The organism is Massilia sp. TS11 (genome assembly GCF_022012445.1).
Lineage (GTDB): Bacteria > Pseudomonadota > Gammaproteobacteria > Burkholderiales > Burkholderiaceae_D > Telluria.
This window is the reverse complement of the sequence record NZ_JAKLTS010000003.1, coordinates 37,879-50,425: the sequence shown is the minus strand read 5'-3', so window position 1 is coordinate 50,425 and position 12,547 is coordinate 37,879. Positions and strand designations below refer to the sequence as shown.

6 protein-coding genes are annotated in these 12,547 nt (G+C 60.5%); 2 read left to right on the top strand and 4 right to left on the bottom strand.

Features of this window, described 5'->3' with window-relative positions:
* Positions 1–1,462: 1,462 nt before the first annotated feature.
* The 4 genes from LZ005_RS05750 to LZ005_RS05735 form a co-directional block, all read right to left on the bottom strand.
* Entirely contained in the window at positions 1,463–3,940 is a 2,478-nt protein-coding gene (locus LZ005_RS05750) for a DNA repair protein (RefSeq protein WP_237805609.1), read from the bottom strand.
* Between the two features lie 21 nt (positions 3,941–3,961).
* Entirely contained in the window at positions 3,962–5,206 is a 1,245-nt protein-coding gene (locus LZ005_RS05745) for a metallophosphatase family protein (RefSeq protein WP_237805607.1), read from the bottom strand.
* Positions 5,207–5,220: 14 nt separating this feature from the next.
* The gene (locus LZ005_RS05740) at positions 5,221–6,471 is read right to left on the bottom strand and encodes a hypothetical protein (RefSeq protein WP_237805605.1); all 1,251 of its coding nucleotides are present in this window, start codon (positions 6,469–6,471) and stop codon (positions 5,221–5,223) included.
* A 153-nt stretch (positions 6,472–6,624) separates the two neighbouring features.
* Positions 6,625–7,839, bottom strand: a complete 1,215-nt coding sequence (locus tag LZ005_RS05735) for a DUF1173 family protein (protein WP_237805603.1) — start codon at positions 7,837–7,839, stop codon at positions 6,625–6,627.
* A gap of 438 nt (positions 7,840–8,277) precedes the next feature.
* Between LZ005_RS05735 and LZ005_RS05730 the strand changes: the two genes are divergently transcribed.
* Together LZ005_RS05730 and LZ005_RS05725 are read left to right on the top strand one after the other, a co-directional pair.
* Positions 8,278–10,923: a hypothetical protein gene (locus LZ005_RS05730; protein WP_237805601.1), complete on the top strand. Its 2,646-nt coding sequence runs from the start codon at positions 8,278–8,280 to the stop codon at positions 10,921–10,923.
* Positions 10,924–10,925: 2 nt separating this feature from the next.
* On the top strand, positions 10,926–12,524 hold the full coding sequence (locus LZ005_RS05725) for a hypothetical protein (protein ID WP_237805599.1): 1,599 nt from the start codon (positions 10,926–10,928) through the stop codon (positions 12,522–12,524).
* The last annotated feature ends 23 nt before the right edge of the window (positions 12,525–12,547 follow it).

Here is a 12,547-nt window from a genome sequence, read left to right as displayed (position 1 = left end):
AACTCGCCGTCGATAGGCCGATCGCCCCAACCAGTAATCGCAAGCCCAAGCCCCGATTGGCCAAGAGACGCCACGGCGCGGCCTTGGCGCGGGCCTTTATCGGCGTTTCCTTTTGGGTCTGGAGGGAGAAGAAAGAGCGAATGCGATCAACGAGGCGGGACGTGAAACGATTCATGGTATCGGGGCTAGGATCCGGTTCAACTCGAGAGGATTTTTTGGCCCCTCAAGCCAATCTGCAATTGGACAGATTTGTAAGTTTTTGAAACAAAGCCGCGATACTACATGTACATTTTCTTTTTGTCACCCTTACTTTTTGATAAATAGTGTTCGCTTTTGAACGATGCGAAGAATGTTAAAATAGATTTAATAAATCTGCGCTCGTCCCTACTACGAGCGGCGCCAAAAAGGTCATTGCAAAAATTTCGATCGGATAGTGCAACGAAACGAAAGCGCTTTTTCGGAATCGAATGCGATGCCGGCAGCGCGCCTCGCTGCATCTTCGAATTCTTGCTGAGCTGCGTGACTCTTGCGTGACTTCTGTCCTCACTATCCGGCAAAAACCGACAGATGCAGGCCAACGGGCGGTCCTAAGTCTCTGATTTTCAAAGCTGCTGGTGAATCGACCTGGCCGCGTACCAAATGCTCGGCCCTGGCCTTTGTTCAAAACTACTGCATATTAATACAGCATATGTGAAAATTTACTTTTACTGTATGTTTAATCGCGGTGTCGAACTCCCCAGATCACGGGTGCTGGATCGTTTAGCCCGGCGCTTCCAGGGTGAGTTGGAAATTCTTGAAACTACGGGCCACCGCGCGCAAAAGTCGCGCGGGCCCAACTCGGCGCCGACTGCGTGGCTCAACTATTCGACCCTGTCCTGCAATGGGCTGCAGGCGCACGCTTCACCCTGTCCGGATCGGAAAAACTGACGGATCGTTAAAAGACGATTGTCGTATGCCGGGCTTGGCTGTGTAAGCTCACCAGCGCGCCAAGCGAGGTAATTGAATCCCGGCAACGCAAGAAGCACCATGGCAGCAGGTAGACAATCGGCGGGACGGAGTCGGCAGCGAGCTTAGGCGCGCGTCTTCGACCGGGTGGGGCGTCAGCCGGGAACGGTCGCAATTCCCGCCGGCGCAGCCCGGGCCTGGTCAGCACACGCAAAGCCACGTCGAAGGGTACGCCACCTTGGGCAAGGCAGTGTGCCGCCGGCGCCGTTCCGATGACTGACGCCAGGCCAACGGCCGCATCGACGACCATGGCTGTGGCCCATGCATGCCGCTCCAAGGCGGCCCGGACGCCCTCAATCGCAAATTCAGTTGCATCAGTCATGGGAGCGAGCCTAGCACCAGGTGCGGCATCGAGTCTTCCACGCGCTCGATGGCAACTGGAGGCGGCGCTGAACGTCGCGCCCCCGCCACATTTAAAGCACAGCGGGCCCACGCCAGGCCCTTCACTGATGGGCGATCAGATGACAGCATGGTCGTCGGGCCAGTCCTTCGGGAGGCCTTCCTGCTCGGAGACGCAATACTTGTCCAGGTCGATACAGACGTCCGCCATGTCCGCCAGTTCGGGCGTTTGGGATACAAAGAATTCCTGATCGTACCCGCCGATCCTCAACACTTCACGCTTCATGGCCATGAACATCCGCTTACGGTCACTATCGAGCGCACCGTCGGCCTCGTCGGAGAAGAGCGTCCTGTATTGTCGCCCACCTTGTTGCGCCAAATAAAGCGCAATCGCGCGCGTCAGACACTCGTTGATCCACACGCGCTCGCCTCCGCTCATCTCGCTCACGCTTTTGCTGCTGGCCGCATCGGCGTCGTAGACGAGAACGTCAAAGCTCTCCCGCATCTGGCCGTTCGCATTCGCCACCTGCGTCTGAATCGACAAGCTGAAGCGTCCGCCGTAACAAGCCAACAGCAAGTCGTTGGCCAGCGCCGCGAGGGCGGGGCCGGCGTCGTCAATGGCCAGAGCGATTACGCCATCGTTGCTGAAGGCCTTCGTCAGCAGTTGCCAATAGCCGAGTTCAGCTTCGACAAGGCGGACGCGGGCGGCCAATCGGTCCCTGCGGATGCCGACATCGGCACGCTGCGAGGTCAAATCCGCCTGACGTTGTTGGTCGCGCATGGCATTGACATAGGAGTTTTCCGCCCAATCCAACGATTGCCGCGCTTGGGCCAAAGCAGCACGGGCCGAAGCGACACGTTCCGCCCCTTGACTTACGGGCAAATCGGCGATGGCCTGCCGGACGCGAGTCCGTTGCGCCGAGCACCGCTCTTCCTCGCGCGCGTCGATAGCGTCGATTCGCGCCAACTCGTTCGTGGCGCATTCGCGCTCACGCGCATCCTCAGCATCGCCACTCGTGTCCGCCAAATCCGCCGCGCGCTGCTGCTCATCCAAGCGCGCAAGTGCCGCTCGGGCCCGCCCCAGCGCAACTGCCCTGCCCGCCCAATCCGCGCGCGCCGCTACGCTGTTACGTGTAGCTTCGAGAGCGGATCGCGCCCGCCGCAAGCACATGGGCGCGGATTCCAATACGGCGATTTGCGCGTCAACGCGTACGAGGCTGTCCGCGAATCCATCCCGTTCGCGGAGCAAGCGGCTGCGCTCAGCCTGCAGAGACGAACTCTGCATGGCCGCAGTGCGCGCATCGGCAAGCAGTTGGCAAGCGGCCTGCATCGCATGCCCGCGACAGGGCACCTGACCGGTGAGACAAGCGCGCCGTCCCGCATCTTCCGAACGCAGCAGCACTTGGCCGGCCTCGCGTTCGATCGCCGCGATCGCCTCTGCCAGTCGCCGACGTTCCGCCTGCCGTTCCTGCAATTCCAGTACCTGTTCCAGATTGACCTGGACGGCTGCCTCCCGTGCAGACAAAACTTGCCGGGCAAGTCCAAGGCGACGACCGGCGCGGACGATGCGCGCTTCCAGCGCGAGCAAGTTCTCCCATTCGCTGCGCTCGGCCCGCGCTCGCACGCGGCGCTCTGCCGCGGCCTTTGCCCGTGCAACCATGCGGCGTGATGCCTGCCCGTCACGCGCGAGCTCGCGCTGTCGTAGCGCCGCGCGGTCCTGGCGCCCCGCCAGTTCCAGCCCGTCGATTTGGGCCAGCTCGTCTTCCAATCGGCGCCGCCTGGAATCGGTATCGGCCTCCTGGGTGGCGAGGGCTTCCGCGCGCGCCAATTCGCGTTCGGCGGCGGAGACGCCGGCAGCGCGCGCCGTGCGCAAGGCGAGTGCTTCTCCCGCGCGGGCGGCCGTATCGCCAAATACGCCATGATTCGTCACGATCCGAGCCAGATCGACTTCACACTGCGCCGACTCTTGCCGCAAGCGAGTCAGCCCGCCACGAAGCAATTTGACGACTTCATTGGCCTGGATACCCAGCGCACGGATGGCGTCCAGTCCGAGTATGTCGGCCAACAAAGCCTTGATCTCGCCATTGTCGTAGGCCGCCAGATGGCGCCGGCCCTGGGCGGCGAATACGGAGACGAAGAACGCACGCGGCGTACCGAGCAAGGATTCGACGCAGCGCTCATAGCTGTCGATGCGCCCGTCGGACTGCGTGCCGTCGGGCAGCCGCGCGGCGCGCCAACCGTCGCGCCATTCGTGCAAATAGGCTTCCGTCTTGCGGCGCCCATTGGTGCGGATCAGCACCGTGCTGCGGTAGCGTTGCCCAGCGTGCTCCCAGACCAGTTCCTTCGTACTCTCGGGCAGGCAGACGTGTTCGTAGTAGTGGAAACTGCCGCCACCGTCTCCGCCTGCGCGCGATGGCATGGTCAGAAATGGAGTGAGATTGTCCAGAACCGTGCTCTTGCCGCGGCCATTACACCCGACCAGCGCGACTAAAGACGCCCCGCCCGACAGTGCGGCGAGGTCCAAATGCAGTTCATCGCGTCCCAGGCCGTCGCGGATGCCGCGAAAGCCACGCAACGTCAAAGAAATGGGCTTCATGTTCGATCCTCCCGTCGTTCATCAAGCCGCGAGTGGCAACGAAGCGGCCGGCAGCGACTCAGCCAGGATAGTTTCGGCAATCGCCTCGGGCGCGGCTTCGCGCAATGCGACGAGCCGCACGCGCAAGGGTTCGGGGTCCGCTTCGACCAGGCCGGCCCAGCGCGCCAACTGCGCTTCCACGCTCGTCTCCGTGGCCATGCCGGGGGCACGTGCCCGTTGCACGCCGATGATCCGGCCCTCGAGCTTGCATTCTGCAGCGGACGCCAGCAGATGCTCGATGGCCGCCCGGTCGATAGCATGCCGGTCTTCCTCAGCCACTTGCCAGCGCACCCGCACGTAAGCGCCGTCGACATCCGCTTGCGCGGCCCGCTCGGCCAGCTGGTTCAGGTCCGGCGGGCCGTCGAACACGATATCGACCGTTCGTCGGGCTGGCGTAGGGACGAGGCTGCACGTCGCCCCTCGCACGCCCACTTTCCACAGCAAAAAGCCTTTCTCGCCCTCCTCGCCGTAATGGAGGCGGCCGATCGAACCGGCATAGGCGACCATGCGCCCTGCCCGCTCCCAGGCTTGATGCTTGTGGATATGACCGAGCATGAATGCGCTGGCGCCGGCGGCCAACAGGGCTGCGCTCGTGAACTCGTGGTCGAAACCGGCCATCGGGACGCCGTGTTCCGTCACACAGCCGTGCACCGTCCCATGCGCGACGCCGATGGTCGGGACGCCGAGGGCACGAAACGCCTCATTGGCGTGTCCAAAATGGGCCAACACGGCCGCCAGCTGCTCGCCGATGGCACGCGCCGCGGGACCTGCCCCAACATGGGCGGCGACCGTCGCCTTGTTGACTGTCGGGAGACAAGTCACGACGGCCCGTGCGTTCTCGGGCACAGCTTCATCCCAGTCCGGCTCGGCCAGCCACCGACCGCCATTGAGCAAAGCCACTTGCTCGATCCGCTCGGCGACATAGACGGGCCAACGCGCGCGCACATGCCGAAAGACGTTGAGCGTGCCTGGCGGCTCGTGTGAAAACGTACCCTGCAACATCAACACCGGGCAATGGTCCGCCAGCTGTCTCACCCGTCGCACCAAAGTGTCCACGGCCGGCGCGTGGACACCCAGCGCGTGGTCCGTCGCATCGCCAGAGACGATTGCCAGGTCCAACCCCTCGCCTACCGCAGCTTGCACTGCCCAGGCGAAACAACGGTCTACTTCCGCCAAGGTGCCGGTCGCGTAGTGGAGGTCGGAAAAATGCGCAACTCGAAGGGTCATGATGGCGCCTCCATTCACGCGGTCGCGCCCAGCACGGCTTCGATTTCGGCCGCGATGCCCCCTTGCTCAGCCATTCTGGTCAACTCAGCCAGAACAAGGCGTCGCCCACCGGGATTGCGCTTCCAGCCGCGGCCCCAACGCTGGTCGGCGAACGCTTCGAACCGCTCAGGCGGCACCCCGGCGGCGAGAGCGCGCGCCCGCACGTCTTCCTCCGTGGGCCCGGTACGGTCTGAGCCCTGCCCAAAGCTGGGCGATACAGGCGCCGAAAGGGCCTCAGCCTCCAACACTTCGGGTTCCTGCAAAATGTCGAGCGCTGCCCGGGTCTCGCCCTCCAAGCGATCTGGGGCAATGTTTAGCAACGCCGCCACGTCGATCGGCGCTTCCAATTCGATGATCCAGTGATCGCTGCGCACGGCCCGCCCGGTCTCGTCGAGATGGGTCAGTGCGCGTTTGACTTTGCTCAGGTAGAACGGCGTGCGGCCATCGACGAAGCCGGCGAGGCGTCCGCCGCAAAGGGTGGACAGGGTCTGGAATTTAGCGACGGCCCGGCTCATGGCCGTAAAGCTATTCGTGTGCAGTTCGAACGCATCGAGAGAACGGATGCCCGGGATGAAAAACAGGAAGCGGCCGGACAAGTTGCACTGCCGGCTCTGAAATTCGGGGCAATTCTCCGGGTCGCACATGCCGCCGTTCTCGGCACGAAGCTGCGTCTTGCGTCCGCCAAAAGGACGTAGCACGCGTTTGCCACCACGATCGGTCGGCGCGGGCGCATAGCACTTGCAATATCGGATCAAGCCGTCTTCGGCATATTCGCTCCAAAACTTGCGCTCGCTCGCGCCCCAGGCCACCAGCTCATGCGGCATCACGGCCTGCCACACATCGGCTGGAAAGATGACGGGGAAGCGGTAGAGGCGTTTGATACCGTCGCCGCGGTCTTCCCCGAACGCGTCGAGAATCTCTTGCGCCGTCTTCGGGTTGGGAAAATCGCCCGGGCGCGCCGTGAAATACTGGACGTTCTTCGGCACTAAAGGGTGCGGCAATTCACTAATGGTCTGCGCAATCGTCGCTTCAATTTCCTCGAAACTGCGCCCGGCGCCGACGCCTTCCTCGTACAGGGCGCGCGCCTTGGGGTGATTCTCGGCAGAACGGGTCAGGACTTTGATCCCCGCTCGGATCTTGCCACTGGTCGGAATGCGGGTGCTGCGCTGGCCCAGCACGGATGGGAATGACGTTTGTGGGCGTAGTGCGATTGATGTCGTAGTCATGGCGTTCTCCTAGAAAGCGCGATTCATTTCGCACTTCTAGGGTCTCGCCGAACCGCGCCGCGTCAAGTGGTGGGACCGCAGCGCGTCGGGCCCACTGACGGCCCGCCCTTCGCCTACTCGCCAAAGCGAGTAGGCGCGGTCTCCCCTTTTGTATCAATTGTCGTCACCGATGGTTGCCACCGGTGGCAGCGCCGGCATGGCGTGATCTAGCCTCCACCGCCAGCAACCTTCGTCCTTGTCAATGGCCGCCTGCTTCTCCTGCTGGTCCCGCAATTCCGCCCAAGGATCGAGTACATGCAGAGGAAGCGGTCGAGGCCCGGCATCAAGTAGAAGAAAATTGGCGAAAGCGCCCCAAGACTTGGCGTCATAACGCAGAGGCTTGAGGAATCGCCGACCGGCTCTCACGAGGGCGTCATGTAGTCCGAGTTCGTGGCTCCCCGCCAGTGGCATCCAAACCTTCGATGTCAACATAAGCGTCATGGTATCGACATGAAGTTCGCGCTCGCTGCGGGCCCAGACGATAGCGGCTAGGACGACACGAGTCTGGGCGACAGCGTCCATCGTGTCAATCAACTCGCGGTGCTTGCGCGCGAGGCGCTCCCATACTTGCGCGCCGATCAAGAGTGGCAAGTCTGGCATATGCTTTAGCCACACGAGGCGATTGGTTGCCCCCTGTTCGATGGCCTTCAATTCGCCAATGATCGGTAGCATCGGGATGCGGCCATCCTCCCGTACCGTCAAGCGGCTCAACCGGCGGTTGCGGCGCGCCGCAATCGCCACCTTGTGCTCAGGATAGTATGGTTCCGGGACGAAGAGCAGGTCGCGCAGCAGAACTCCCTTCATGCGAATTTCGCAGGCAGCATCAAGCAAGTAACGCTGGAAGAGCGAATAGGAACGCTTACCAGCCATCGCGGGGTGCCAGCGCTGCAGCGCTGCACGCTCCATGAGCAGATGCAGAAAGGCCGTCAGAGACATCGGCTGCGCGCCCGCGACCACATCGGGCCGGTCAGAGGCTGCGGCGGAAGGCCTGGAGCGCCCTGGTTGGCGGGCCAAGGCGAATCGGACGCTGACATCGACCAGGCCATCCGGCCCTTCCCGCATGGCGGTTCCGACGAGCGCACCAGCGCCGGAGACATCGGGCTCCGGTTCGTACGCTATGCAACGAGGATGGTGCAGAGCGCCCGTGCCCGGCATGCACTTCACGACAAAGCGATGGTAGCGCGCGACATACATTTCCACGCCGCCTGGCACGCACATACAGCGCGGACGGGCCGCGCTCCTGTGGCATGCGGCCAGGGCAGACTGTAGGGCCGTGTCGGAGCGCTCGATCAAGCGATCGGCTATCAAATATGTCTGCTGTTCTTCCATACCGCTCGAGAGTGAATGGGGCTTCATCGCGAGTTCATCACGGCGTGGCACGCTCGACAAGCAAGAACCCCTACTCCAAACACGCCTGGTTTATGTGCGGCCTCCGGCTATCACGGACCAGTCTGCGCACTACCGTGCTGTTACGGGAGGGTCTTGATCGCTTGCGCCGGTCAACACCTCTTGGAATTGAAAACCGACGTCAGCCAATTCGCCATCAAACTGAAGCACGTGCACGTTTAGCGGAGTCCGTGCACACCCTTTCTGCAATTACTCACCTTTGAACCACCCTTCCTTCCCCCCAAGGCGCAAGAGAAAACTCGACCCAACACCGCCTAGCCTTGCGATTGAAACTCAGCCAGAAGAAGTAATTGACCCAATCCAACAATTACCAAGGATTCCGTTTAGCTATACTTTTGGCATTTACCGACTGTCACTCTTATGTCTGAAAATTCAAGCTCAATCGCCGAAATTATCGCGAATGGCCGTTGGCGCCGTGCCGTCTTCACCAGTTTTACGCTTTCCCTCACTTATTTTGAATGCTACGTCTTGCCGCGCCTTCGCGCTCAAGGTTGCAGCGCAATCGACCTCTATGTCGATGCCTTGGGTTACCGGGATTCCCTCGTGGAACAACGCAGCCGGCACGCCGGACGCGACTATGTCGTCCATCCGGTGCATGTCAGGTCAGGAATTTTCCATCCCAAATTGATTTATCTATGGCCTGAGGACGGTGATGGCGACGTACTGATGGTTGGCAGCGGCAATCTAACTTACGCCGGCCACGGCGGTAACCTGGAAGTATTTGAACTCTTGCGCCCAGCTTTGCACGCGAAGGCATTCGCGCAAGCGGCAGTGTTCTTTGGCGAATTGGCGAAACTGCGCACCAATAGGATCGATATCGGCGATGCCGGCGGCCCGTTGGAAGGACTGCAAAGGCGAACGCAGGCCTTGGCCGAAAAATATCCCAACGCACAAGACGTGCAATTCGTCCATTGTCTTGGCGAGCCAGCGTCACATCAATTGATCCGCGAACTAGCTGGCCAAGAATTCGACGAATTTCTTGTCATGTCGCCCTACCACCATCCAGAGGCGATCCCCGTTAAGCAACTGGTCGAAGCAACACGACCAAGAACGTTGCTGGTGGCCGTCGATGCGAAAGCAAATTCGTCGCCATTCCCTTTTGAGCGTGCTTCGAATTGGGAGTGCTCAATTCGCGCTGTCGCGGCTCGCCAGGTGAAGAGTCGCTTTCCTCACGCGAAATGGTACGAGTGGCGCGCTGCCGGCCGAGCGACGATTTTCACGGGGAGCTTTAACGCCACTGCAGAATCGCTGACTAGCTGCTCCAATATCGAATGCGGCGTCCTCCGGCGCGACGTTTCGCCATCGACGGAGTGGTTCGAGGTAGAACCCATGCCGTTCGAAAAGCAACTCTTTCCACGCGTCGGGGGGATCGGCGAATTGCCGGTAACCGCGTCTTTGTCATTGGGCACCCTTTCCGGACGCATCGTTGGCTATGTCGCATCGGCGCCGCGAGAATGGACCTTCAGCCTGCAGAGCGGCGAGCTTGCACCGACGGCCTCACAGCCGGTCTGTGTCAACGAGGACGGCGAATTCAAAGTTAGACTGGTAAAGCAGATTGACACCGACAGGGAAAGCGGGCTGCAAATACGCATGGATGCGGGTTCCCATGCCGCGCGCGGCTGGGTATCGCTGCCGCACATCCTAAACATCGGAGCACAGCGACGTGCCCTCTTGTCCAGTCTGGCGGATGTGGGCCAAGGTTCCGAGAGCGCAGCTGGTTTTGCGGGCTTGCTGACAATCCTAATGGACGAGATCCGCATTTTCACGGCCGAGAACCCTTCCAACATCGGTCAATGGGCGGGAAGCAAACACCACAAAAACGCTTCTGAACGGGGCGCAGCTGATGCACCTGAACCAACGGCGCTTCCCCGCGAAGTCATCACCGATGGTCCCCACCCGGCTGTCGGCGGAACCCGCGAGCGACTGCTGACTGCGCTAGCCAGCGGACAATCTGGATGGTCAGTCTGGGGACAGCTAGCGCACGTCTTACTCGGCCCCTCGGCATCGCAGGTTGAATATGGCCCGGAAACGTCAACGTCCCCATCTGCGACAAGACGAACTGTGCGGCCGCCGGCGCATCCAATCGTGCACCCGGAGCATGAGGACGATGCCGATCCGGAAAAGGTGGAGGCTGCACAACAAATTCTGCTTGCGGCGATTGGCAACTTTGAAAGTCTCATCGGCGACTGCAGAGAGGAACTGCAACGGCGAATCGAGCGCGCACGCGCGGCGGGTGAGGAACCCGAGCAGATTCTCCTGAACCTGGCCCACTTGGAGCGCACTTGGCTTCATGTGATGCTGCGTGCGCACGCCGGCCCGCTAAATGATATTCCGGGCGCTGTCCGTCATGTCGGGGAATGGTTGCACAGGTCGGTGGACACCGCTTTTTCTGGTGCGGCGCAAGCGCAAATGCTTTTCGAATATGCCGGCTGTGCCGCGGTTTTAGCCCTGCAAAACGCCGATAAGCCAAGCGCATTGATGGAATCACTAGCGAACTTCAGCGCTCCCACCAAAGCGAGCCGATCTGCACAGTACCTAGAAGCGGCATTCAGTGGCGCGCCAGACATTGAATTGACGCTGGATCTTGCGACTGATTGGCTCAATTCACAAGTGGGCCATGCCTTGGTGGGCGAAGCAGTAGCAAAAGCGATCACGGCACTCAGCGTCGCCTTGTCGCAGCCGACACCACGCGCTCTTGTGGCACGCTACCTAAAAGAAAGGCCTGTTCATTCGGACCCAACTATATGGCGCCCTTTGAATGAGAGCATGCTGCGTTTGCTACACGCCGCAGTCCGTCCTGGACGTCCTGGACAGCATTTTGGACGGGTTGATGTCCGCGCAGTCACGTCTTGCACAGTGTGCAATCGCGATTTGCGCATTACCGCCCCAGGGCGGGACGACCGGCGCCCAGACCCAACGATGCTCGCCCAACTGAAACTCTTTTGTGTGGCCGAATGCCCCAAGTGCCGGGCTCCGCTGATCAACGAAATTGCCTTGCCAAAGTGATTATGAATTCCATCATCGAATCACCCTTCTTTCTGCCGCCACACAAAGATGAATCTGGTGGCGTCGATTACCTCGGACTTCGCGCCATCAATCTCCAGATGATGGATCAACTATTACCCGGCCTGAATAACGTGGCAAATCGCATCCGGCCGTTTTCCTTGTTGACGTGGACGATATGGGCCTACGAGGATTATCAGAAAGAGCGCAATTCACACTTGGAGGCCAGGCAGTACCTAAAGTTTCGCGAAAAAATCGAAGCTCTTTTCGTACTCAGCCACCGGTTTGCTGGCATTCCCCTGACGGGTATCGCGGGCGCACAGCAGCGAATCGAAACGCGCAAGAAGACGACGCTGCGTTTCGAAGATCTAGGGCGCCAGAGCAGAAACACGCTGATTGAAGCCGTCAATTACGGACCTGGTCTCAAAGGTGACGGCGGATATCATTTTGCTTACCCCCATCCGGCAGTCCCAAAAGCCTTTTTGGTAACCAAGGTTGGAGAACGGTTGGCGAAGGCCTTCGACGAACGCCTGCGCAAGAAACTCACGGAGAGCCAATATGAATTCTTGCGTTCGCCGGACCATTTCACGCTCCCGACGGATGAGGTCGTCGCGTTTGCGTCCGCTTGGCATTTGGAAAAGCCGTCGTCCAAAGAGCAAATGGAATTCTTCAGTCGTTTCTATCCGAGCAACGACTCGGGTTCACGTGAGCAGACACGCGTCGCGACGATTGACTTGATCTTGTCAGTTTTGGAGCACAGCCGCGAGCCACTTTCGGCTCACGAAATCCGTCTTTCGATGACAATGGGAGACTTGCCTCCATTGCCCCGTGCGGTGGAAGATGCCCGATGGCGCTGGAAAGCGCTGCAACTGCGCCAGGCACAACGTTTGGCTTTAGAGGTTTTGTTCGGCTGGATGGAACGTTGCATTTGGCAAGAGGACATGCACACGACATCGCAATACGCCTCCCGGATGACCGAAGCAGTACGCCAAGTACGCCCTGACTGGAATGTCGAGACCGTACTAGCCGGACGCCTCACGTACTTCGCGGCCATGGGCGACACCTCCGAAGCGCTTTTTTCACACGGCTGGACCCATCCAGAATGCAATGTCGTGGGCGCTGCGGTCGAGCTCGTCAAAGCGGCCCGGGGGTTGACCCTGGACGATGAGGTCGTCGTTTCGGCACTTGATCTACTGATACTCGTCGCCGTTCACACCGAACACTTCTTGCGCTCTCCGACTTTGGCGCCGTACGTGATTAACGCTTCTTATCAGCGCTTGCCACTGCAGTGGTGGGCGACGACCTTACGTGCACACGGTGGCGAATCGCTGCAGACATTCTTGCAGCGATTGATCGAAACGTGGTTGGTATCACAGCATCTCGGTGTCGCCGCATCGCGTTCGACCGACGACAGTGGGCGCATGCGCTTGAGTATCGACGATGCCGGCATTAGTTCGTTGCTGCAAGGAGAGAATGAATGCTGGAGCCCGACGCTTACGGCCGATCGAGTTGTCACTGCCTTGTCCTTGCTGCACGAGTGCGGCAAAATCGAGTGCTATTCACCAGAAGAGGACGAGACGCGCTATTTCGTGACGAGGCTGTGAGTCGTGATCATCCGATCACCGCC